The sequence below is a fragment of the Actinomadura formosensis genome (assembly GCF_050948385.1).
Lineage (GTDB): Bacteria > Actinomycetota > Actinomycetes > Streptosporangiales > Streptosporangiaceae > Spirillospora > Spirillospora formosensis.
Window position 1 is genome coordinate 1,604,771 of sequence record NZ_CP192011.1, and the last position, 23,131, is coordinate 1,627,901.

The window sequence follows — 23,131 nt, forward strand, 5'->3', positions numbered from 1 at the left end:
CCGAGGCGCCCCCCACCCGATCCATGACGAGACGAGGATTCCGTGCCTGGTAAGTCCGTGAAGGCGGCGGTGGCGGTCGTGCTGGCGGCCGGCGCCCTCGCCGGCTGCGGCGGCTCCCCGAAGGTCGGCACCGCCGCCCTCGTCGGCGACGACCGCATCACCGTCACCGAGCTCAGCCAGACCGTCCGCGACTGGCGAACCCAGTTCCGCGCGGACCCGGCGGCCAATGAACTGCGCGCGAATCCCGCGGGCCCGGCGCCGCAGCTCGCCGGCGACTCCGAGTCCGACCTGCAGGGCGCGCTCACCCTGCTGATCAATTTCAGGGTCGCCGACAGGGTCGCGCGCAAGGCCGGCGTCACGGTCACGGGCGGTCAGGTGGACACCGCGGTCCAGGCGCTGAACCAGCAGGGCGGCGCCGGCTCGATCACGCTGGCGAGCGGGCTGCCCCGCGGGCACACCCGCGACCTGGCGCGTCTCATGGCGACGCAGATCGCGGTCATGCAGCGGTTCGGCGCGGACCTGACCAACCGGCTGAGCCCGGCGACCCAGCAGGCCGGCAGGCGGTGGAACGAGCTGTTCCAGAGCACCGCCGGCGACATGCACATCAAGGTCAACCCGCGCTACGGGAGCTACGACCCGGGCAAGTTCGGGGTGGGCCCGATCACCTACCGGCTGTCCAGCCCCGATTCGGGCATCTGAGGCGTATGAGCCTGACATTGCTCGCGACCACGCACCGGGTCGCGCCGGGCCTGCTGACGTGGCGGGCGTGGGACGCGCTCCGGTCGGCCTCCGCCGTGCGGCTCGCGGCCGGGCATCCGCTGCTGTCCTCGCTGCGCGACGCCGGGATCGCCGCACAGCCGGCCGAGGCGCCGGACGCGGCCCGGCTGGTCGCGGAGGCGCGGGACGCCGACGTCGTGTGGGTGGCCGCGCCGGAGGGCGACGAGGCGCTGATGCGCGAGATCGGCACGCTCGTCGTCGACGACCCGCTGGACGTCGAGGTCCTGCACGGCTCCTACGACCTGCCGGGCGCGCGGCTGCTCGATCTGGTGGCGGTGATGGACACGCTGCGCCGCGAATGCCCGTGGGACCGCAAGCAGACGCACGCCACGCTCGTCCCGTATCTGCTGGAGGAGGCGTACGAGGTCCTCGACACGATCGAGTCCGGCGACCTCGGTGCGCTTCGCGAGGAGCTGGGCGACGTCCTGATGCAGGTGGCGTTCCACTCGGTGGTGGCCGCCGAACGCGACGACGAGACCGCGTTCACCATCGACGACGTGGCGGGCGCGATCGTCGACAAGCTCGTCCGCCGCCATCCGCACGTGTTCGGGGACGTGACCGTCTCCGGCGCGGACGAGGTCAACGCCAACTGGGAGCAGATCAAGGCGGCCGAGCGGGCGGAGAAGAGCGGCGCTGAGGCGTCCGCGCTGGACGGCGTGCCGATGGGGCAGCCGGCACTGTCGCTGGCCGCCCAGCTCCAGCGGCGTGCCGCGCGGATGGACGCCCCGGCCGACCTGGCCGCCGGCCTCGCGCGGGACGCCGAGGCGGACAGCGGAACCGGCGCCGGAAGCGACGTCGGGGAGCGGCTTTTCGCGCTCGTCCGGGAGGCGGTGGAGCGGGGAGCCGATCCCGAAGCAGAGTTGCGCGCGGTTTCCCGGGTATTCCGCGATCGTGTCCGAGCGTGGGAACGACGGGGGCAGCGCGCCTGATTCGCGCGGAATCGACCGAAATATTGCTGACGGGGTAGTCCGGCCGGGGGCGCACGTTTACGCTGGGCGCGTGCCTGGCGGGGCTGGTGGTGTCACAGGGAATCGCGGTGCAGGGGGCGGCAGCCCGGCCGCGCCGCGCCGCACCGGCCGCCCGCGCCGCCCGCGCCGCGTCCTCAGCCCGTCCACGACCCGCGCCGAGAAGGCCCGCGCGCTGCGCGGGCTGGGCGCGCTCGGCGGTCTCGCCGGCGTCCTCGTCGCACTCATGCTGCTGCCCACCGCGTGCACGGCCGGGACCGGCGCCCGCGACGCGGCCGGCTGGTTCGACGGCGAGCCGGTGAACCTGACGACGTCCGGCGTCCCGCAGCGCTCCAGGATCCTCGCCGCGGACGGCTCCGTCATCGCGACGTTCTTCTACCAGAACCGGGTGGACGTCCCGCTGGACAGGATCGCCCCGGTCGCCCGCACGGCGGTGCTGGCGATCGAGGACAGCCGGTTCTACGAGCACGGCGCCATCGACGCCCAGGGCACGCTGCGGGCGCTCGCGAGCAACCTCAGCCACGGTCAGGTGACCCAGGGCGGCTCCGGCATCACCCAGCAGTACGTGAAGAACCTGCTGCTCACCCAGGCCGACAACGCCGAGGAGCGGGAGGCGGCCAACGAGGTCACCGCCGCCCGCAAGATACGCGAACTGCGGTACGCGGTGGCGATGGAGAAGAAGTTCAGCAAGGACGAGATCCTGCGCCGCTACCTCAACATCGCCTACTACGGGGACGGCGCCTACGGCATCGAGACCGCGTCCCGGCACTACTTCTCCAAGCACGCCTCCCAGCTGAACCTCGCCGAGGCGGCGCTGCTCGCCGGCATCATCCGCTACCCCTACGCCTACGATCCGATCCGGCATCCCGGCGAGGCGCGACAGCGCCGCGACACCGTCCTGGACCGGATGGCCGGCCTCGGCTGGGCCGACCCCGCCACGGTCGCGGAGACCAAGAAGCAGCCCATCAAGCTGGACGTCGACCGCGTGCGCAGCGGCTGCGTGACCAGTAAGGCGCCGTTCTTCTGCGACTACGTGCAGCGCGAGATCCTCACCAACCCGGTGTTCGGCAAGACGGCCGGGGAGCGGGAGAAGCTGCTCAAACGCGGCGGCCTCACGATCCGCACCACGATGGACCCGCGGGCGCAGAAGGCCGCGCAGCGCGCCGTGGACCGGCACGTCCCGCCGCGCAACTCCGCGCACAAGGCCGCCGCCGAGGCGATGGTGCAGCCGGGCACCGGCGAGATCAAGGCGATGGCCGTCGACCGCGCGCTCGGCCCCGACAAGGAGCGCGGCAAGACCTGGATCAACTTCGCCGCGGACGCCGGCCACGGCTCCAGCATCGGCATGCAGGCCGGGTCGACGTTCAAGGCGTTCACGCTGGCCGCCGCGCTGGACGAGGGACTGCCGTTCGGCACCCGGCTGATGGCGCCGCGCGCGTTCACGCCCGTCGGCTTCCGCAACTGCCGCGGTGAGCGGGTCGGCGATCCCGGCGCGTCGCTGCGCAACGCCGCCGACGGCGAGGGCGGCAAGGAGTTCAGCATCGTCACCGGGACGCACCACTCGGTCAACACGTTCTTCCTCGCCCTGGAGAAGAAGGTCGGCCTCTGCGACACGGTCAAGATGGCCGAACGGCTCGGGATGAAGCAGGCGACCGGCAAGCCGCTGGAGCAGTACCCGGCCTTCACGCTCGGCTTCAACCCCGTCTCCCCGCTGCGGCTCGCCGCCGCGTACGCGGCGTTCGGCGCCCGCGGCGAATACTGCGAGCCGATCGCGATCAAGGAGATCAAGGACGCGGGGGGCCACCGGCTGAAGGTGCCGGGCCGCGACTGCGCGCAGGTGATCGACCAGGGGGTCGCGGACGCCGTCAACTACGTGCTGCGCGGCGTCCTCACCAAGGGCACGGCGCGGGGGATGGGCATCGGCCGTCCCGCCGCCGGCAAGACCGGTACCGTCGACGACTTCTCCGCCGCCTGGTTCGCCGGCTACACCCCGGACCTGGCCGCGGCCGTCTGGGTCGGGGACCCGCGCGGCGGCTACCGGTACCCGATGGGCGACCTCTGCATGGACGGACGGTGCTACGGCCCCGTGTTCGGCGCGACCATCCCCGCGCCGATCTGGCAGCAGAGCATGAGCGGCGCGCTGCGGGGCACGGACCCCTCGCCGTTCCACCGGCCGCCGTCGCACTACTTCAGCAAGGGATCCGGTGAGGACCGCGCGAAGGTTCCCGACGTACGCGGCATGAAGCCGCGGAACGCCGTCGCCAGGCTCCGCGCCGCCGGCTTCAAGGTCGCCGTCGGCTCCCCGGTCGCGTCCCGCCGGTACCCGAAGGGCACGGTCGCCCGCATGTCCCCCGGCCCGGGTCCGGCCGAGCCCGGCACCACCATCACGTTGCGTATCAGCAAGGGCGGGAAGAAATCCGGCGAGACCGGGAGGAACAGGCCGCGTCCGCCGCTGCCCGGCGGTCCGGGGCGGTAGGCGCCCGCCTGACGCCCCCCGGTGCCGGGGCCGTCCGGCCCGCGCGTGTGATCATCCGGCCGGTCGGGTAGAGCAGTGCGGGGGGTGACCTCCGCGAGAGCCGATCGGGGGACGATCGTCATGCGAGCCATCGCCGTGTCCGAGTACGGCGCCACACCGGCGCTGATGAACCTGCCGCGTCCGGAGCCGGGACCCGGGGAGATCCGCGTGAAATTGATCGCGGCCGGGCTGAACCCGCTCGACTGGAAGATCGCCGACGGCATGCTCAAGGACTCCCTCGACGTGCCGTTCCCGCTCATCCTCGGCCAGGACGGCGCGGGCGTCGTGGACGCGGTCGGGGAGGGCGTGACCCGGCTGCGGCCAGGAGAGCAGGTCTACGGGTCCTTCTTCGGCGCGGAGCGCGGCCTCGGCAGCTACGCCGAGTACGCGATCGCCCGCGATGACGGGCCGGTCGCCAGGATGCCGGCGGGGATGATCTACACGCAGGCGGCGGCGGTGCCGACCGCGAGCATGACCGCGCTCGCCATGGTGGACCAGGCGCGCGTCGACACCGGGCAGACCGTCCTCGTCGTGGGTGCGACCGGCGGCGTCGGGCAGGGCGCGGTGCAACTCGCGTCCCGCGCGGGCGCCAAGGTCATCGCGACCGCCCTCGACGACATGGCAGGGACGATGCGGCGCCTCGGCGCGGACGAGACCGTCGACCACTCCAAGGGCGACCTCAACCGGCAGGTGCTCGCCGTCCACTCCGACGGGATCGACGTCGTGCTCGACATGGTCAGCGACACCGCCACGGCCGAGCACATCGCGCAGATGCTCCGTCCCGGCGGTACGTACATCAGCACGATCTGGGCGGTGAACCCCGACGCGATGGAGGCCAGGGGGCTGCGCGGCGTCAACTTCCAGGGCACGCCCTCGTCCGCGCTGCTGGAGCGGCTCTCCGCCCTCATCGACGCGAGCGCGTTCCGCGTCCGGGTCGAGCGCGAGGTGCCGCTCGCCGGGGCGGCCGGCGCGCTGGCCGGCAACCGGGCCGGCGGCGCCCGCGGCAAGACCGTGCTCCGCATCTGACCGCCGGACGAAGTGAAGACCGCCCGGTGCGGGGCATGCAGAGGCCGAGCCCGCGTGGGGCGGGCCCGCACTGACGGGAGGACACGATGGACCAGTCCGAGGACGAACGACGCACCCGGCTCCGCGAGCTCGAGGAGTCCCTCGCCCGGCTCCGCGCCGACCTGCCCGCGCCGCCCGCCGACGCGGGCGACTTCGTCGACTCCGGGCAGTACCTCGCCCAGCGGGAGGAACTGCAGGGCCAGATCGAGGTGCTGGAGGCCGAACGCGAACGCCTCCGCGACTCCCTCGGCCTCGGCTGACCGCCGGCCGGGGACCCCGCGGGAACAAAGGCCGGGTGCCCCCGGTTGTGGGTGGTGCCAAGCAACCGAGGGGAGGCGCGGTATGACCACCTACGAGCAGTTCGAGCGCGCGACGCTGTTCTTCGACGCCAAGGACTACACCGGCGCGGCGCGCCTGCTGGTCCCGATCGTCCAGGACGCTCCCGGCAACCGCGCCGCCGTCGAGCTGCTGGGCCGCGCCTACTTCCACAGCGCCCAGCTCGGCCGCGCCGAGACGACCTTCCGCCGGCTCGTCGACCTCGACCCCTGCAACGGCTGGGCCCACGAGGCGCTGGCCCGCACCCTGGAGCGGCGGGGCCGCGCGGACGAGGCGGTCGTCTTCCGCAAGCTCGCCCAGGCCATGGGCGTCGCCCCCGCCCCGGGAGCCGAGGTCTCCGTGACCGCCCCCGACCGCTGTCCCGCCGCCCCCGAGCGGGGCTAGCAGCTGGGAAGGCGCAGGACGAAGCGGGCGCCGGAGCGGCCGTCCACCCGGTCGGTGAGGATCAGCGACCCGCGATGCGCCCTGGCGATGTCCCGGGAGATCGCGAGGCCGAGGCCGGTGCCGCCGGCGTCGCGGTGCCGGGCCTCGGCCAGCCGGGTGAACCGCTCGAACACCCGCTCGCGGTCCTCCGGCGCGATGCCGGTCCCGTCGTCGATCACCTCGACGACCGCGGTCGCGGGCGGCTCCCTGCGCAGGATCACCGTCACCTCGGACGTGGCGTGCCGGTCGGCGTTGTCGAGCAGGTTGGTCAGCAGCCTGGCCAGCTCGCTGCGCCCCCCGTGCACCGTCACCGGCCCCTCCGACAGGATGGTCACCCGGGTGCGGCGGGGGCGGCGCAGAACCTCCTCGTCCGTCAGCGCGGTCAGGTCCACGCGCTCGCGCTGGAAGGTCCGGTCGGCCTCCAGCCGGGCCAGCGCCAGCAGGTCGTCCACCACCGCCGACAGGCGCTCGGTGTTGTTCAGGATGGTCCGCAGCGTCTCCGGCACGTCCGTCTCGTCCGGCTCCGCGAGCGCCAGTTCCAGTTCCATCCGCAGCGCGGTGAGCGGACTGCGCAGCTCGTGCGACACGTCGGAGACGAACGCCCGCTGCCGCGCGACCGCCTGCTCCAGCCGGTCGAGGGTCGCGTTCACGCTCTCGGCGAGCCGCCCCACCTCGTCGCGGCGGCCCGGCGCCGGTACCCGGCGCTCCAGGTCGGTGGCGGCGATCTCGTCCAGCTTCCGGCGGATCTCGTCGACCGGCCGCAGCGTGCGGCTCGCCGACAGCCACGTCCCGTAGCCGACGAGGCCGGTGATGAGCGGGATGCCGAGCGCGAGCAGCGCCGCCGGCAGCGGGCGGGGCAGCAGCCCGGGCTTCGGGGCCAGCGCTTTGACGAACAGCGCGGACTGCCCGATGCCCTCCTGGAATTCGACGATCAGGTAGCAGCCGTTCCCCGGGGCGTCGACGCCGCACACGGTGCCCTCGCGGCGGGTCGCGTCCCTCGGCGGCGCGGGGAAGCGCACCGCCGGGCGCCCCTGCATCGCCGACGTGGCCGCGAGCACCCGGCCCTGCCGGTCCGTCACCTGGACGAGGTCGCCCGGGGCCCCCGAGAGCGGGTTCCGCAGCCTCCCGATCTCTATCACGAACGAGGTCCGGCCCGCCTGGCGCGTCAGCTCGTTGAGGGTCGTGCGGGACGCGTCCTGCGCGAGCAGGAGCAGCATCGCCGCCCACAGCGCGGTCGACAGCACCAAGGCGACCAGCGAGGCCGTCACCGTCACCCGGACCCGGATCTCCGGGTGACGCAGGACGGTCCGCCAGATCCAGTGACTCGGCCCCGTGAGCGGACGGCGGGGGCGGACGCGTATGGGAGACCTCCCGGGTACGTTCCTCCAGTACCTGAAATCCTTGCCTGAATAGCGCAAACGCCACCGTCGCGGACGGGTAAAACCCTGTCATGGCGCGTCCGCGCCCCCGCGCCGCCGCACGGCGCCGTCCGCGACCCGCGCGCCGCCGGTCCGAACCCTTCCTCGCGGGCCGCCCCCGGAGAACGGCGAGCCCGTTGGGCGGCCCGAGACCGACGTGGATAGGCTCGGAGATCGCACCAGACCAATCCGTACTATCAGGGGGTTCCCCGTGTCGTCGATCGAGGCCGTACTCGCCCGGGAGATCCTGGACTCCCGCGGCAATCCGACCGTCGAGGTCGAGGTCCTGCTCGCCGATGGGACCGAGGCGCACGCCGCCGTGCCGAGCGGGGCCTCCACCGGCCAGTTCGAGGCCGTGGAACTGCGCGACGGCGGGGAGCGCTACGGGGGCAAGGGCGTCCGGGGCGCGGTCAAGGCCGTCAACGAGACCATCGACGAGAAGCTCGTCGGCTACCCGGCGTCCGACCAGCGGCTGATCGACCAGCTCCTGATCGACCTGGACGGCACCCCCGCCAAGTCCGCGCTCGGCGCCAACGCGATCCTCGGCGTCAGCCTGGCCGTCGCCAAGGCCGCCGCCGACTCCGCGGGCCTGCCGCTGTTCCGCTACGTGGGCGGGCCGAACGCGCACCTGCTGCCCGTCCCGATGATGAACATCCTGAACGGCGGCGCGCACGCCGACACCAACGTCGACATCCAGGAGTTCATGATCGCCCCGATCGGCGCGGCCACCTTCGCCGAGGCGCTGCGCTGGGGTGCCGAGACCTACCACGCGCTCAAGTCGGTGCTGAAGTCCAAGGGCCTGAACACCGGCCTCGGCGACGAGGGCGGTTTCGCGCCCGACCTGCCGAGCAACCGGGACGCGCTCGACCTCATCCTGGAGGCGATCCGCAAGGCCGGCTTCACCCCCGGCCGCGACATCGCGCTCGCCCTGGACGTCGCCGCCACCGAGTTCCACGCCGACGGCCGGTACACGTTCGAGGGCGCCAAGCGGTCCGCCGACGACATGGCCGCCTACTACGGCGAGCTGCTCGGCAACTACCCGCTCGTGTCGATCGAGGACCCGCTGGACGAGGAGGACTGGGCCGGCTGGGAGGGCCTCACCGCCGCCGTCGGCGACCGCGTCCAGCTCGTCGGCGACGACCTGTTCGTCACCAACCCCGAGCGGCTCGGCCGCGGCATCAGGTCCGGCGCCGCGAACGCGCTGCTGGTCAAGGTCAACCAGATCGGCACGCTCACCGAGACCCTCGACGCCGTCTCGCTCGCGCAGACCAGCGGCTACCGCTGCATGATGAGCCACCGGTCCGGCGAGACCGAGGACACCACGATCGCCGACCTGGCCGTGGCGACCAACTGCGGCCAGATCAAGACCGGCGCCCCGGCCCGCAGCGACCGTGTCGCCAAGTACAACCAGCTGCTGCGCATCGAGGAACTGCTGGACGACGCCGCCCGCTACGCCGGCGCCGCCGCGTTCCCGCGCTTCGACGCGCAGGGCTGACCAGCCGGGGAGTGCGACCGGCGGCCGGGGCGACGTTCCGGCCGCCGGAAGACCGGGCCACAGGCAGGGGACACGATGGCGCAACGTGAGGACCGGGCGGGCCACGACGACCAGGACGACCACGACGACCACGGGGCGCATCGCGGCAATCCGGCGTTGACCAGCCGCGCCGCCATCCTCGCGGTCGTGGTGTGCGCGATCGCGCTGAGTCTCGCCTACCCCGTCCGGGAGTACATCGCCCAGCGCAAGGAGATCGCCGACCTGCGGCGCAAGGAGGCGGTGGCCCGCCGCCAGGTGGAGATTCTTGCCCAACGTAAACAACAATTGGGTGATAAGTCATACATTGAGCGTGAGGCGACGCGAAGGCTCCATTACTGTCGTCCTGACGTAAAGTGCTACATCGTGCTGGACGGCGGCGGTGGTACGGACCAGCAGACCCACAAGGGCGGACCACCGAGCAAGCCGCCCTGGTACGAGACGCTGTGGCGGTCGGTGGAGGCCGCCGACCGGCGGCGCTGATCCCCCCGGGGGCGGCGCGGCCGCCGGCCACGGCGACGCAGCAGAACGGATCACCGATCCGCAGGTGGGGAGATGATCGAAGCAGGTGACATGGCCGCTGTCGCGGCCCAACTCGGGCGGGAGCCGCGCGGCGTCCGCGCGGTGGCGAGCCGCTGCCCGTGCGGGCGGCCCGCGGTGATCGAGACCGCGCCGCGGCTCGCGGACGGGACGCCGTTTCCCACGCTGTTCTACCTGACGTGCCCGAAGGCCGCCTCGGCCATCGGGACGCTGGAGGGCAGCGGCGTCATGCGCGAGATGCAGGCCAGGCTCGCCGAAGACCCCTCCCTCAGGGAGAAGTACGCCGCCGCCCACGAGGACTACCTGCACCGCAGGGACGAGGCGGCCCGCGACGAGGGCATCGAGCCGCTGCCCGCGGGCACGCAGAGCGCGGGCGGGATGCCCGACCGCGTCAAGTGCCTGCACGCGCTCATCGCGCACGAGCTGGCGGTCCCCGGCGTGAACCCGTTCGGCCGTGAGGCGCTGGAGGCGCTCCCGGAATGGTGGCGGTCCGGCCCCTGCGTCCAGGCGGGGCCGTCCGTCCAGGCGGTGCCCGAACCGGGGGAGCCCGAACCGGGGGAGGCGCGGTGACGCGCGTCGCGGCCATCGACTGCGGGACGAACGCGGTCCGCCTGCTGATCGCCGACATCGTGCCCGGCGAGGACGGCGGCTCGCTGACCGACGTCGAACGCCGGATGGAGATCGTCCGGCTGGGCGAGGGCGTCGACGAGACCGGCCGGCTGTCGCCCGCCGCGCTGGAGCGGACGTTCACCGCGATGCGCGGCTACGCCGAGCTGATCGAGCGGCACGGCAGCGGCGCCGGGCGCGACCCGATCAAGACCCGGGTGGTGGCGACCAGCGCGACCCGTGACGCCGCGAACCGGGCCGACTTCGTCCGCGGCGTCGTCGACATCTTCGGCGTCGTGCCCGAGGTGATCAGCGGGGACGAGGAAGCCGAGCTGTCGTTCAGCGGCGCCACCCGGGAGCTGGCGGCGCTGCGTCCCGCCCGCCCCTACCTGGTCGTCGACATCGGCGGCGGCTCCACCGAGTTCGTGCTCGGCAGCTCGTCGGCCGGCGCGGCCTCCTCGATCGACATCGGCTGCGTGCGGATGACCGAACGGCACCTGGCGGACGATCCGCCCTCACCGCAGCAGATCTCGCACGCCGTCGCCGACATCGACACCGCGCTCGCCGCCGTCCGGGAGCGGGTGCCGGTGGACGAGGCGCGCACGCTCGTCGGGCTCGCCGGGTCCGTCACCACCGTCGCCGGGATCGCGCTCGACCTGCCGGAGTACGACTCGTCCCGCATCCACCTGTCGCGCATCACCGCCACGCAGGTGCACGAGGTGACGCGCCGGCTGCTGCACGCCACCCGGGCCGAGCGCGCCCGGTTCGGCGTCATGCATCCCGGCCGCGTCGACGTGATCGGCGCGGGCGCGCTGATCCTCGACCGCATCATGCGGGAGTACGGGTTCGGCGCCGTCGTCGTCAGCGAACACGACATCCTGGACGGCGCCGCCTGGTCGCTCGTCTGACGCTCGCCAGAGCCTCAGCGTCCGAGCTGTGCCAGCAACGCGGGGATCAGCACCGCGTTCGGGTTCTGCTGCGGGACGTAGAGGCTCGGCGAGTTGCTGCCGGTCTGCTGGATCCACACCCGTCCCCGGTCGACGGTCGCGCCGGAGAGCGACGACCAGCTCAGCGACACCCGGCTGCCGCGCACACCGCCCGGATGGACGGTCAGGCCCTGCGCCACGTCGATCGACTCGCCCGCCCGGACGCGCCGCACCAGCTCGGCGACGAGCCGCCGCTCGGCGTGCTCCTGGCACAGCTGGATCAGCCGCCCCCAGATGCGCTCGGGCTCGGCGTCCCGGGCCGGCAGGGCGTCCGCCTCGATCACCACCTCGACGCGCGGGCCGCCGCGGAACGGGAACCGGCCCGCCTGGAAGATCCACTGCGTGCCGGGGACGCGGCCGGATCCGGCTGGGCGCTCCGCCGCCCAGTACGCCACCCACTCCACCCGCGCCCAGGTGAGCGACGCGCTCCCGTACGCGACGCCCCGGTCATCGGCGTACAGGTGCAGGCCGCGCACGCGCACGTCCAGCGGACTGACGGACGGGGCGTGCTCCCAGGCCGGCTGCTGTACGTGCGGGGCCGCATGCGGGCTCGCGGGCTCCGCGCCCGCCGCGGACCGTTTCGGCCGCGGCGGCCGCGGCCGGGGCGGGCGGTCCGGCTCGGGGTTGAGCCGCTCGGTCCAGTTCCGCCCGTCCCACCAGCGCAGGCTCCCGGTGCCGTACGGATCGGGGTACCAGCCCGGTTGCGACACTCCTGCCTCCCGCTTCGCCCGATGGCAGTGCCGGACACCCCGCCCCCCAACCGGCGAACGCATCGTACCGACCGGACCCCGCTCCGCACCGGTCATGGGCGCATCCCGGCCACCGCCTGTGGCGTGGGACGATCGGTGGTATGCCGACCGCCAACGCCCCCTTCGTGCCGCCCGGGTCGGGCTGGCCGGGGGACCCCGCGACACCGGACACCCCCGTCGCCCGCGGCACTGGCGAGGTCGTCGAACTGGCCGCCAAGGCGCCGGACCTGGACGAGCTGTGCGCCCGCCAGTCGGTGTGCCGCGCATGCGACCGGCTCGTGGCGTGGCGGGAGAAGGTCGCCGTCCAGCGCCGCCGCGCGTTCGCGGACGAGGAGTACTGGGGACGCCCCATCGCCGGGTGGGGCGACCCGGAGCCGCGCATCCTGATCGTCGGGCTCGCCCCCGCCGCGCACGGCGGCAACCGCACCGGGCGCATCTTCACCGGCGACCGGTCGGGCGACTGGCTGTTCGCGTCCCTGCACCGGGTGGGGCTCGCCACGCGGCCCACGAGCGTCCATGCGGGCGACGGGCAGCGGCTGATCGGCGCGCGGATGGCGGCGACCGTCCGGTGCGCGCCGCCGGACAACAAGCCGACGCCGCTGGAACGCACGACCTGCCTGCCGTGGCTGGCCCGCGAGGTCGAGATGGTCGCGCCGAGCGTCCGCTGCGTCCTGTGCCTCGGCGGGTTCGCCTGGCAGGGCGTGTGGCCGGCGCTCAAGCAGGCCGGCTACGGGGTGCCGCGCCCCCGGCCGAAGTTCGGCCACGGCGCGGAGGTCGAACTGGTGCCGCCGCCTTCGGCGGCCCGGCGCGACCCGGTCCTGATGCTGGGCTGCTACCACCCGAGCCAGCAGAACACCTTCACCGGCCGGGTCACCGAAGACATGCTGGACGCGGTCCTCACCCGCGCCCGCGACCACCGCTAGCGGGGCTCCGGGTTCGTCGTGCCGGGCCCGAGACGAAACCGCGGCTGCGGAGAGCGGCGGCGGCCGACGGCGGGGCAGGGCCTGGACCAAGCGGCCGAGGCGCGGTGACCGCCCCTGTCCCGGTCTGCCGCCCGCGGCCGCTTGGCGCCCCCGTTCGGCCCTGACCCGCCGTCTGCTTTCTGGTGGTACATCCGGTGAGATGCCAGAAGAGGGCAGGAAGTTCGCGAGCCGGGCAGGCGGGTAACGCTTCCGATATGCCTTCTACAACTGTCTCGGAGGGCGCCCCTTCGGGCCGTCCGGCGAACGCTCCGGGGACCGCGAAGCGGATCGTGATCGTCGGCGGTGGGTACGTCGGCATGTACACGGCCCTGCGCCTGCAGAAGAAGCTCCGCCGCGAGCTGCGCCGCGGCGAGGTCACCGTCACCGTCATCGATCCCCAGTCGTACATGACCTACCAGCCGTTCCTGCCCGAGGCGGCGGCGGGAAACCTGGAGCCACGGCACGTCGTCGCGCCGCTGCGCAAGGTCCTCGGACGCTGCCGGATCGTGAACGGGTACGTCACCCGGATCGACCACGCGTCCCGGCGGGTCACCCTCTGCCCGGCCGGGACACGGACCGACGGCGCCGCCGAACGCGACATCGGCTACGACATGCTCGTCGTCGCGGTCGGCTCCATCTCGCGCACCCTGCCCATCCCGGGACTCGCCGAATGCGGGATCGGCTTCAAAACCGTCGAAGAGGCGATCTACCTGCGCAACCACGTCCTGCACCAGCTCGACATCGCCGCGGCCAACCCCGACGACGAGCAGATCAGGAAGCGGGCACTGACCTTCGTGTTCGTCGGAGCCGGATTCGCGGGCGTCGAGGCCATGGCCGAACTGGAGGACATGGCGCGGGACGCGTGCAAGTGGTACCCGTCGATCGACCCGCGTGAGATGCGCTGGATGATGGTGGAGGCGACCGACCGCATCCTGCCCGAGGTGGGCCCGGAGATGGGCCGCTGGACCGCCGACGCCCTGCGCCGCCGCGGCATCGAGGTCAAGCTGAAGACGCTGCTGAAATCCGCCGAGAAACGGCACATCGTGCTGAGCGACGGCGAGGAGTTCGACGCCGGCACCCTCGTCTGGACGGCCGGCGTGAAACCGCACCCCGTCCTCCAGGCCAGCGATCTGCCCCTGGACGACAAGGGACGCCTCAAGGCGACCGCCGAGCTGACCGTCGAAGGGCTGGAGCACGTGTACACGGCGGGCGACAACGCCGCCGTCCCCGACCTCAGCGGAAAAGGCGAGTTCACCGCGCCCAACGCCCAGCATGCCGTCCGGCAGGCCAAACGGCTCGGCGACAACATCGCCGCGGATGTGCGCGGCGAACCGAGGAAGCCCTACGAACACGCCTACGTCGGCTCGGTGGCGAGCCTCGGCCTGCACAAGGGCGTCGCGAACGTCTACGGCGTCCAACTGCGCGGCCTCCCCGCCTGGTTCATGCACCGCACCTACCACCTGTCACGGATGCCGACCGTCAACCGCAAGTTCCGGATCACCATGGACTGGACGCTCGCGCTCTTCTTCCACCGCGAGATCGTCTCCCTGGCCGAACTGGAGCGGCCGCGCCAGGAATTCGAGCTCGCCGCCGGCCGCACCCGGGAGAACGCGACCGCCTGACCCGTCCACCGAGGTAAGCCCCCGGTCACGGGCATCCGGGGGTCTCTTGACTGACGCTGTGAAACTGGCCGGACCCGGCCGTGCTCGTCTAACCCAGGAAAGGAAGCGCGTGTCCCGGACCCTGACTCGATATGATGACGCCGCCCCTGTAGCCCAATGGCAGAGGCGGGCTCCCTAAAAGAGCCAATGTGTCGGTTCGAGTCCGACCAGGGGCACGCGCCGGTCGACCCTGCTCGCCGGCCTTCGGTCGGCTTCGCCGGGGGCCCGCAGTGTTGGCCCAGGGGGGCGACCCCCTGGAACCCCCGGTGCGAGGGCTTCGCCCTCGCGGGGTGGGTGGCTGGGGTTGGTGCGGGGCTTTCGGTGGGTGCAGTGAGGTGCTCGCCGACCTTTCGGTCGGCTTGCAGTGTTGGCTCAGGGGGCGACCCTTTGGGGCTCCCGGTGCGAGGCTTCGCCCTCGTGGGTGGGTGGCTGGGGGTGGTGTGGGTCTTTCGGCGGGTGCGGCTTGGTGAACTGAGCGTGGTTTGGGCTGATCATGCGGGGGTTTCGCGCTTACACTGGGGGGCCACGTCGGCCGAAAGTGGAGACTCTGATGGAGAGCAGAAACCCCGCGTTCCGGGGGAACGCCTTCGACCAGCGGGCCGGAGGGCCGGGCTACGGTCCGCCCGGCCATGGAGCACAGCCGTACGGGGCGCCGCAGTACGGGGCCGCGCCCGGCTACGCGCCACCGGCCACCCGACCGATGACCATGGACGACGTCGTCGTCCGCGGATTCCTGACCCTGGCCACCCTCGTGATCACCGCGGCGCTGGCGTGGGTGCTGGTGCCCACCGAACTCGCCGCCCCCGTGCTCGTCCTGGCGCTCGTCGCCGAGATCGGGATCTGGGCGTTCATCACGTTCGGCCGCAAGGCCAACGCGCCGCTGGTGCTGGCGTTCGCGGGCGTCTACGGCGTCGTGGTCGGCATCATCAGCCACGCCTACAACGACCTCTACCACGGCGTGGTCTTCCAGGCCGTGATCGGGACGGCGCTCGCGTTCGGCGCCACCCTCGCCGTCTACGCGCTGCGCATCGTCCGTGTCACGCCCAAGTTCGCCAAGTTCGTCATCGCCGCCGGTGCCGCGCTCATCGGGCTGATGATCATCAACCTGGTGGTGCACCTGTTCGGCGGCGACCAGGGCATCGGCATCCGCGACCCGGGCAGCCCGCTCGCCTACATCTTCAGCGTCGTCGCGATCCTGGTCGGCTGCTTCTTCCTGCTGCTGGACTTCGACTCCATCGAGCAGGGCGTCCGGCGGCAGGCCCCGGAGAAGTTCGCCTGGTACTGCGCGTTCGGCCTGGTGCTGAGCCTCGTGTGGATCTACCTGGAGATTCTCCGCCTGCTCAGCTACTTCAGCGGACGCGACTAGCCGCCAACGCAGTGATCAGCCCCGCGCCAGGCGGTGCGGGGCTGATCCGTGTGGGATCTCTGCGCCAGAGTCGTGTCGGCTCAGCCGCACGATGGCGGGGGCATCCGCTGGCGGGATCCCACCGGGTCCGTGTGAGATTCGCTTGGTGCTGCCATCAGTAGTGGCGCGCGCGGCGCGTGCGCTCGTGCTCGCGCACCAGTGCCGCGGCGTAGCCGTGTGAGAGGTTGTGCTCCTCGGCCAGCCAGGAGCTGCGTTCCTCGCAGCGGGTGAACGAGGGGCCGTTCTCGATGGCGGTGAACCACTCGGGGATGTCACGTCCGGTGACTTGCGGGATGCGGGCGATCAGCTTGCTGTGCGTCTCCGGCGAGTGGTTCAGTGACAATTGGCACCTCCAGGTCGCGGGGCTCTTCCTGCTGACTCTGCAACACCTCTCCGCATGTGACAAGACCCTAACGGGGACCTATCTTTTGCGTTACGTAGATCATTTATAGCGGGGATATTCCCCGGAAACGCGCAGGTGGCCCGCATGAAGGCGGCACGGGGCGCTCTCATGCGGGCCACCGCCCGAAAAATCAGGAAAGGCGCTCCAGGACCATCGCCATGCCCTGGCCGCCGCCCACGCACATCGTCTCCAGCCCGAACTGCTTGTCGTGGAACTTCAGGCTGTTGAGGAGCGTGGAGGTGATGCGGGCGCCGGTCATGCCGAACGGGTGACCGACCGCGATCGCGCCGCCGTTGACGTTCAGCTTGTCGAGGTCGATGCCGAGATCCTCGGCGGACGGCAGCACCTGCGCCGCGAACGCCTCGTTGATCTCGACGAGGTCGATGTCATCGATGGTCATGCCGGCCTTGGCGAGCGCCCTGCGGGACGCCTCCACCGGGCCGAGGCCCATGATCTCCGGGGACAGGCCGGTGACGCCGGTCGACACGATCCGGGCCAGCGGGGTGATGCCGAGCTCGGCGGCCTTGGTGTCGCTCATGATGACGACCGCGGCGGCGCCGTCGTTCAGCGGGCAGCAGTTGCCGGCGGTGACCGTCCCGTCCGGGCGGAACACCGGCTGCAACTGCGACACCTTCTCGTAGGTGGTGCCGGGCCGGGGGCCGTCGTCCTTGGACACGACGGTGCCGTCCGGCAGGGTCACCGGGGTGATGTCCTTCTCCCAGAAGCCGTTGGCGAGCGCCTTCTCGGCGAGGTTCTGCGAGCGGACGCCGAACTCGTCCTGCGCCTGCCGGGACACACCGCGCAGCCCCGCCACGTTCTCGGCGGTCTGGCCCATCGCGATGTAGATGTCGGGGACCTTGCCGCCCTCGCGCGGGTCGTGCCACACCGGTGCGCCGCCCTCGGCCGCCTTCGCGGTACGGGCCTGCGCCTCCTCGAACGTCGGGTTCTGGGTGTCGGGCAGGCCGTCGCTGCTGCCCTTGGCGAACCGGCTGACGGTCTCCACACCCGCCGAGACGATCACGTCCGCCTCGCCCGCCTTGATCGCGTGCAGCGCCATCCGGGTCGTCTGGAGCGAGGACGAGCAGTACCGCGTGATGGTGGCGCCGGGCACGTTGTCCCAGCCCAGCAGGACGGACACGACGCGCCCCATGTTGTAGCCCTGCTCACCGCCGGGCAGCCCGCAGCCGAGCAGCAGGTCGTCGATCTGGTCCGGCCCGAGCTGCGGCACCTTCGCCATCGCGGCGGTGACCATCTGGGCGGTGAGGTCGTCGGGCCGGATGTCCTTCAGCGACCCCTTGAAGGCGCGGCCGATCGGCGAGCGCGCGGTGGCGACGATGACTGCCTCGGGCATTGCGGGTCTCCTGTCTCAGCGGCCAAAACGGTGCAACTTACTCACCGGTCACCTGGTCAATCTAATCGCTGGCCTCCCGCCCCGTACACGCCGCCCCCCGGACTCCATCGACGGCGAGTCGAATAAGTACGGGTTTATCCGGTGGTAGGGGAATCCCGGCGCCGTGATGACGGCCGCCCCATGTGCCCGGGACGTCGGGCGCCCCACGCTGAGACCCACGCCACCGGCCGGCCGCCGTGAGCGCGGACGGAAGGCCGGCCGGCGGGCGCCCAGGTCGGCCGTGGGCCCGTCCTCTGGTGACCGGACGGGTCCCGGTCCTTCTGCGCTCAGCCGTCGGCCTCGGGGGCCGGCGACCGCCAGCGCTGCGAGCGCGTCCGAAGGCGGTTTCGGGCCTGCGAGAAACCGGTCGCGCAGTGAGCCGCCAGGCGGACCGGAGCGAGTCCCGCGACTGCCGCCTCCTTCAGGAGAGAAGGACGCCCCAGCGCCCGGCGCCAAGGGCGGCGCAACGGATACCGCAGGGTGGCCCAGCGCCCGCGGGGGCCGCGGTCGTGGCCGGCCACGGAGGCGCCGCTGACCTCGGTGCCGGCCTGCTCGGCGGCTTCGGCGGCGGCCAAGGACACGGGGAGAGCGACCTCGCCGGCCGGCTCCGGTTCCAGGCCGAGGGCGGACGCCACCGACGGGAGGACGGCGGCGGCCGCGGCGGCGTAGCCGCGGGCGGACGGATGGTAGCGGTCCTCGCTGAACATCGACAGCGGGTCGGCGGCGAACTCGCGGCCGAGCAGGTCGCCGAGGGACACCGACCGGCCGCCGTGCTCGACGACGGCGATCGTCTGCGCGGCGGCGAGCTGGCGGCAGGCGCGCCGCGCGAACCACCGCAGCGGCTGCAACAGCGGCTCGACCGAGCCGAGGTCGGGGCAGGTGCCGACGACGACATGGCTGCCGGCGGCGCGCAGCCGCTCGACGGCGTCCGCGAGATGCCGGACGGACTCGCCGGGGGAGACCCGGCCGATCACGTCGTTCGCGCCGATCATGATGACGGCCATGTCGGGACGGGTCTGCAGGGCCTGCTCGACCTGGCCGCCGAGGGCCTGCGACCGGGAGCCGGAGCGGGCCACGTTCGTCAGCCGGACGGGGCGGTCCGCCATCGCGGAGAGCCCGGTCGCAAGGACGGCGGCGGGTGTCTCCTCCGGCGAGTGGACCCCGAGACCGGCCGCGGTCGAGTCACCCAGCATGACCAGTGACATCGGTGCGCCGCCGAACGTCTCGCCGTACAGACCGTCCGCCACGGGCGGGGCGCCGTTGGGCGTCGCCTGGATGATCCTGCGGGCGAGCTTCGCCTCCGCCACGATGAGGCCGAAGGTGATACCGCCGAGGGCCGTGACGCCTCCGCCGCCGTACGCCGCGGCGGCCGCGATCCGGCGCGCGGTGAATGCTCTCAACATACTGGCTTGACCCTCCGTGATTAAGTTCCTACCCCGGTGTAAAGCCGTTGATGCCTGCGGGTACCGATCTCGGCTACCGTCAGAAACGGGAAACCTTCCGGACCCGCGTCCGTTCCCGCGCGTCAATGGCTGCGGAACAAGGACGGCACACGCATATCAACACACTGGACAAGGAAGTCGCGGTGCACGTACACGACTCGCTCGTCGAACTGATGGGCAACACCCCGCTGGTTCGGCTGCGCAAGGTCACCAGTGGCCTGCGGCCGCAGGTGCTCGCCAAGGTGGAGTACTTCAACCCCGGAGGATCGGTGAAGGACCGCATCGCGGTCCGGATGATCGACGCGGCCGAGAAGTCCGGTGAGCTGCGGCCGGGCGGGACGATCGTCGAGCCGACGTCCGGCAACACCGGGGTGGGGCTCGCCATCGTCGCGCAGGAGCGCGGCTACCGCTGCGTCTTCGTCTGCCCCGACAAGGTCGGCAAGGACAAGATCGACGTGCTGCGCGCGTACGGCGCCGAGGTCGTCGTCTGCCCGACGGCGGTCAACCCCGACCACCCCGACTCCTACTACTCGGTGTCGGACCGGCTCGCCGCCGAGATCCCCGGCGCGTGGAAGCCGAACCAGTACACCAACCCGCAGAACCCCCGGTCCCACTACGAGACGACCGGCCCGGAGCTGTGGGAGCAGACCGAGGGCCGCATCACCCACTTCGTCGCGGGCATCGGCACCGGCGGGACGATCAGCGGCACCGGCAGGTACCTCAAGGAGGTGTCCGGGGGCCGGGTGCAGGTCATCGGCGCCGACCCGGAGGGGTCCGTCTACTCCGGCGGCAGCGGGCGTCCCTATCTGACCGAGGGCGTCGGCGAGGACATCTGGCCCGACACCTACGACCGCGACATCTGCGACGACGTCATCGCGGTGTCCGACAAGGACTCGTTCCTCATGACGCGGCGGCTCGCCCGCGAGGAGGCGCTGCTCGTCGGCGGGTCCTGCGGGATGGCGGTGGTCGCGGCACTGCGGGTCGCCGAGAAGGCCGACCCGGACGCGGTCATCGTCGTGCTGCTGCCGGACAGCGGCCGCGGCTACCTCGGCAAGATCTTCAACGACGGCTGGATGGCGGACTACGGCTTCCTCACCCCGAACACCGAGGAGGCGTGCGTCGGCGAGGTGCTCACCCGCAAGGGCGCCACGCTGCCGGAGTTCGTGCACGTCCACCCGCACGAGACCGTGCAGACCGCGATCTCCATCATGCGCGAGTACGAGGTGTCGCAGGTCCCGGTGATGAAGGAGGAACCGCCGGTCATGGCCGCCGAGGTCGTCGGCTCGGTGGGGGAGAGCGACCTGCTCGACATCATGGTGAAGGGCCGGGCGAAGATGTCCGAGCCGGTCGAGCTGCACATGTCGCCGCCGCTGCCGACGCTCGGGTACGGCGAGCCGGTGAGCAAGGCCGTCGGCGTGCTGGAGAAGTCGGGGGCGGCGGTCGTCCTCGTGGACGGCAAGCCGAAGGGCCTCGTCACCCGCCAGGACCTGCTGGCGTTCCTGGCGGCGTCCACCACCTGACGAGCGGCGGAGGGCCCGGAGATCGCGATGATCTCCGGGCCCTCCGTGTGACGAGGTGCCGTGCCCGAGAAGGTGCCGGGTTGCGGAGCGCCGGCCGGTGGGCGGCGTTTCTGACCGGGCTCCGCAACCCGACGTTCGGGTGGGTGCCGCTAGGCGCGGTACCCGCTCGGGGCGAAGTCCTCCCGCGTGTCGGTGGCGAGGGGCCGCTTCTTCGGCTCGTCCCCGTGCCCCGGCCACCAGGCCCGGTGGCCCAGCATCGCGGTGATGCCCGGCACCAGGAACGTCGACATGACGAACGCCGACAGCGCGATGCCGATCGCGACGGAGAAGCCCATCTGCTGGAGCATCGAGACCGGCGCGAGCATCATCACCGAGAAGGTGCCGGCGAGGATGAGGCCCGCCGCGGCGACGGTCGGGCCGCCGTGCTGGACGGCCAGCGCCGCGGCCGTCCGCGGGTCGTGCCCCTCCTTCGCCTCCTCGCGCAGCCGCGCGGTCATCAGGATGTTGTAGTCGGTCCCGATGGCCAGCACGAACAGGTAGAGGACGATCGGCAGCTGGAAGGTGACGCCGGGTTCGCCCATCGCGCCCTGGAAGACGTACACCGCGGAGCCGAGCGTCGCGGCGAAGCCCAGCAGGACGGCGATGACCAGGTAGACGGGCGCGACGGCCGACCGCAGCAGCAGGGCCAGGATGAGCGCGATCAGCACCGCCGCCACCGGCAGGATGACCGACAGGTCGCGGTTGTTGACGGCGTTGATGTCGGCGAAGATCGCCGTCTGGCCGCCGACGTAGGCGCGGGTGCCCGCCGGGGCGGCCTTGTGCACGGCCGGCGCCAGCTTGTCCTTGACCAGGCTGATCGACTCGTTGGACGCCGGGTTGGTCTTCAGCACCAGGTCGACGCGGGCCACGGACTTGTCCCGGCCGGGGACGGGCTGCTGCACCCTGCCGACGCCCGGCGCGCTCTTGGCGGCCGCGCTGAAGGACGCGAGCTGCTCCTGGGTGACCGGCTGCCCGTTCTCAGACTTGATGAACACCTGCACCGGGGTGGTCAGGCCGGGCGGGAAGCCCTTCTCCATGTCCTTGGTCGCCCGAGCCGACTCGGTGTCCTGCGGGAAGCCCGCGGCGAAGTCGTAGTCGGCCTTGAACCCGAGCGAGCCGAGTGCCAGCACGACCAGCACGAGACCGGACGCGGCGGCGGCGACCGCCGGACGCTTGCCGACGGCGCGGCCGATGGCCGTGGAGACCGAGCCCTTCGGTTGCTTCTTCCACGCCTTGGACGGCCAGAACACGGCGGTGCCGAGCAGCGACACGAGCGCCGGGAACAGCGTGAGCGAGGTGATGCCCATGACGACGACGGCGATCGCGAGGGACGGGCCCCAGGCGCTGAACACGCCGAACGTCGCGAGCAGCAGCACCAGGAACGTGACGGCGATGGCGGCGGCGGCCGAGGAGATGACCTCGCCGACCCGCTCCACCGCGGTGATCATCGCGGTCTTCTTGTCGTCGCCGGCGCGCAGCCGCTCCCGGAACCGGAACATCAGGAACAGGTAGTAGTCGGCGCCGATGCCGAAGAGCACGATCAGGATGATGGTGCTGAGGCTGTCGTCGCCGGAGAAGCCGAAGACCTTCGAGGCGGCGCCGATCAGGCCCATCGCGACCTGCATCGTCACCATGATCACGATGATCGGCAGCACCGCCGCCAGCGGGGCCCGGAAGATCAGCAGGATCAGGCCGATGATCAGCACGAAGGTGGCGATGCCGACGATCTCGAAGGACTTGTTGAAGGAGTCCTCGTTGTCGACGAAGCCGGCCACGTTACCGCCGACCTTGGCCTCCAGCCCGCTGCCCTTCAGCAGCGCCGGCAGGTCCTTGCGGATCTCCTTGACCGCCTCGCCCTGCTTCTTGCTGTCGGCCTGCGAGGTGCCCTTCATCGGCACCATGATCACCTGGACGGCCTTGTTCGGCGCGACGGCCTGCGGGCCGGTGAGGAAGTTCAGCACCGTCGGTGGCTTGGCGGAGTTCAGGGACGTGGCGGCCTCGTTGACCTTCGCGGTGTCCGGCGCGGTCAGCGGCCCGCCGTCGGTCCGCTTCACGACGATCAGCGAGGAGGTGTCCTCCTGCGCCGGGAACGCCTTCTCGGCGATTTTGATCGCCTGCACCGACTCGTACTTCGAGGGCAGGAAGTCGCCCTGGTCGGACTCGGTGGTGAGCTTGGGAGAGAAGGCGATGATCAATGCCGCGGCCACGAGCCACGCCACGATCGTCCACCACGGGTGTCTCACGACGAAGCGCGCGAGCCGAGCGAACATGGGACTTCCTTAATCAGGGTCGTTGGGATACCTGTAAAACGGTAGAGATCACATGGGGCTTTGAGGTCACCCCCAGCGCCGAAATAGCGGCTGATACCTGCGGGGGAGTACCTCCTCCTCTAGGAGGG

General features: G+C 72.0%; 20 protein-coding genes and 1 tRNA gene. 15 read left to right on the top strand and 6 right to left on the bottom strand.

Translation table 11 applies throughout. The features are described 5' to 3' along the window. The first annotated feature begins 42 nt into the window (after positions 1-42). The 6 genes from ACQP1N_RS07560 to ACQP1N_RS07585 all read left to right on the top strand — a co-directional run bounded on the left by ACQP1N_RS07560 (position 43) and on the right by ACQP1N_RS07585 (position 6,042). Entirely contained in the window at positions 43-699 is a 657-nt protein-coding gene (locus ACQP1N_RS07560) for a hypothetical protein (protein WP_131732978.1), read from the top strand. Positions 700-704: 5 nt separating this feature from the next. After that, a complete protein-coding gene (mazG, locus tag ACQP1N_RS07565; RefSeq protein ID WP_433229949.1) occupies positions 705-1,706 on the top strand; it encodes a nucleoside triphosphate pyrophosphohydrolase in 1,002 nt (333 codons plus the stop codon). A 70-nt stretch (positions 1,707-1,776) separates the two neighbouring features. Further along, on the top strand, positions 1,777-4,218 hold the full coding sequence (locus ACQP1N_RS07570; RefSeq protein ID WP_433229952.1) for a penicillin-binding protein: 2,442 nt from the start codon (positions 1,777-1,779) through the stop codon (positions 4,216-4,218). A 120-nt stretch (positions 4,219-4,338) separates the two neighbouring features. Further along, positions 4,339-5,283: an NADP-dependent oxidoreductase gene (locus ACQP1N_RS07575; protein WP_433229955.1), complete on the top strand. Its 945-nt coding sequence runs from the start codon at positions 4,339-4,341 to the stop codon at positions 5,281-5,283. An 86-nt stretch (positions 5,284-5,369) separates the two neighbouring features. After that, complete coding sequence (locus tag ACQP1N_RS07580) at positions 5,370-5,582, top strand: hypothetical protein (RefSeq protein ID WP_433229958.1); 213 nt, start codon at positions 5,370-5,372, stop codon at positions 5,580-5,582. Positions 5,583-5,664: 82 nt separating this feature from the next. Then, the gene (locus tag ACQP1N_RS07585) at positions 5,665-6,042 is read left to right on the top strand and encodes a tetratricopeptide repeat protein (RefSeq protein WP_067799953.1); all 378 of its coding nucleotides are present in this window, start codon (positions 5,665-5,667) and stop codon (positions 6,040-6,042) included. On the opposite strand, the gene ACQP1N_RS07590 is transcribed toward ACQP1N_RS07585, so the two are convergent. Next, the gene (locus tag ACQP1N_RS07590; protein ID WP_242608815.1) at positions 6,039-7,355 is read right to left on the bottom strand and encodes a sensor histidine kinase; all 1,317 of its coding nucleotides are present in this window, start codon (positions 7,353-7,355) and stop codon (positions 6,039-6,041) included. The genes ACQP1N_RS07585 and ACQP1N_RS07590 overlap by 4 nt on opposite strands. 355 nt (positions 7,356-7,710) lie before the next feature. Between ACQP1N_RS07590 and eno the strand changes: the two genes are divergently transcribed. The 4 genes from eno (at position 7,711) to ACQP1N_RS07610 (ending at position 11,084) form a co-directional block, all read left to right on the top strand. Next, complete coding sequence (gene eno, locus ACQP1N_RS07595) at positions 7,711-8,994, top strand: phosphopyruvate hydratase (protein WP_067799950.1); 1,284 nt, start codon at positions 7,711-7,713, stop codon at positions 8,992-8,994. A 75-nt stretch (positions 8,995-9,069) separates the two neighbouring features. After that, a complete protein-coding gene (locus ACQP1N_RS07600; protein WP_067799947.1) occupies positions 9,070-9,513 on the top strand; it encodes an FtsB family cell division protein in 444 nt (147 codons plus the stop codon). A 72-nt stretch (positions 9,514-9,585) separates the two neighbouring features. Continuing rightward, the gene (locus tag ACQP1N_RS07605; RefSeq protein ID WP_433229965.1) at positions 9,586-10,140 is read left to right on the top strand and encodes a DUF501 domain-containing protein; all 555 of its coding nucleotides are present in this window, start codon (positions 9,586-9,588) and stop codon (positions 10,138-10,140) included. Further along, positions 10,137-11,084 (top strand): Ppx/GppA phosphatase family protein, encoded by a 948-nt coding sequence (locus ACQP1N_RS07610; RefSeq protein WP_067799940.1) that lies wholly within the window; start codon positions 10,137-10,139, stop codon positions 11,082-11,084. The genes ACQP1N_RS07605 and ACQP1N_RS07610 overlap by 4 nt, the downstream gene beginning before the upstream one ends. Before the next feature lie 14 nt (positions 11,085-11,098). On the opposite strand, the gene ACQP1N_RS07615 is transcribed toward ACQP1N_RS07610, so the two are convergent. Next, entirely contained in the window at positions 11,099-11,872 is a 774-nt protein-coding gene (locus ACQP1N_RS07615) for a DUF2510 domain-containing protein (RefSeq protein WP_433229969.1), read from the bottom strand. A gap of 140 nt (positions 11,873-12,012) precedes the next feature. Between ACQP1N_RS07615 and ACQP1N_RS07620 the strand changes: the two genes are divergently transcribed. The 4 genes from ACQP1N_RS07620 (at position 12,013) to ACQP1N_RS07635 (ending at position 15,900) form a co-directional block, all read left to right on the top strand. After that, a complete protein-coding gene (locus ACQP1N_RS07620; protein WP_067799934.1) occupies positions 12,013-12,834 on the top strand; it encodes a uracil-DNA glycosylase in 822 nt (273 codons plus the stop codon). Between the two features lie 356 nt (positions 12,835-13,190). After that, positions 13,191-14,495: an NAD(P)/FAD-dependent oxidoreductase gene (locus ACQP1N_RS07625; protein WP_067799972.1), complete on the top strand. Its 1,305-nt coding sequence runs from the start codon at positions 13,191-13,193 to the stop codon at positions 14,493-14,495. A gap of 142 nt (positions 14,496-14,637) precedes the next feature. Further along, a tRNA-Leu gene (locus ACQP1N_RS07630) sits at positions 14,638-14,710 on the top strand. A 374-nt stretch (positions 14,711-15,084) separates the two neighbouring features. Continuing rightward, a complete protein-coding gene (locus ACQP1N_RS07635; protein ID WP_067799932.1) occupies positions 15,085-15,900 on the top strand; it encodes a Bax inhibitor-1/YccA family protein in 816 nt (271 codons plus the stop codon). Positions 15,901-16,054: 154 nt separating this feature from the next. Here ACQP1N_RS07635 and ACQP1N_RS07640 read toward each other — a convergent pair whose 3' ends face one another. The 3 genes from ACQP1N_RS07640 to ACQP1N_RS07650 all read right to left on the bottom strand — a co-directional run bounded on the left by ACQP1N_RS07640 (position 16,055) and on the right by ACQP1N_RS07650 (position 19,135). Then, the gene (locus ACQP1N_RS07640; RefSeq protein WP_067799929.1) at positions 16,055-16,282 is read right to left on the bottom strand and encodes a DUF4287 domain-containing protein; all 228 of its coding nucleotides are present in this window, start codon (positions 16,280-16,282) and stop codon (positions 16,055-16,057) included. A gap of 190 nt (positions 16,283-16,472) precedes the next feature. After that, a complete protein-coding gene (locus ACQP1N_RS07645) occupies positions 16,473-17,693 on the bottom strand; it encodes an acetyl-CoA C-acetyltransferase (protein ID WP_433229974.1) in 1,221 nt (406 codons plus the stop codon). A 326-nt stretch (positions 17,694-18,019) separates the two neighbouring features. Then, complete coding sequence (locus ACQP1N_RS07650; protein WP_084263048.1) at positions 18,020-19,135, bottom strand: SGNH/GDSL hydrolase family protein; 1,116 nt, start codon at positions 19,133-19,135, stop codon at positions 18,020-18,022. A 182-nt stretch (positions 19,136-19,317) separates the two neighbouring features. On the opposite strand from ACQP1N_RS07650, the gene ACQP1N_RS07655 reads away from it, so the two are divergent. Beyond that, the gene (locus ACQP1N_RS07655; RefSeq protein ID WP_067799923.1) at positions 19,318-20,694 is read left to right on the top strand and encodes a cystathionine beta-synthase; all 1,377 of its coding nucleotides are present in this window, start codon (positions 19,318-19,320) and stop codon (positions 20,692-20,694) included. 149 nt (positions 20,695-20,843) lie between these two features. On the opposite strand, the gene ACQP1N_RS07660 is transcribed toward ACQP1N_RS07655, so the two are convergent. Further along, positions 20,844-23,003: an MMPL family transporter gene (locus tag ACQP1N_RS07660; RefSeq protein WP_433229979.1), complete on the bottom strand. Its 2,160-nt coding sequence runs from the start codon at positions 23,001-23,003 to the stop codon at positions 20,844-20,846. Between the last annotated feature and the right edge of the window lie 128 nt (positions 23,004-23,131).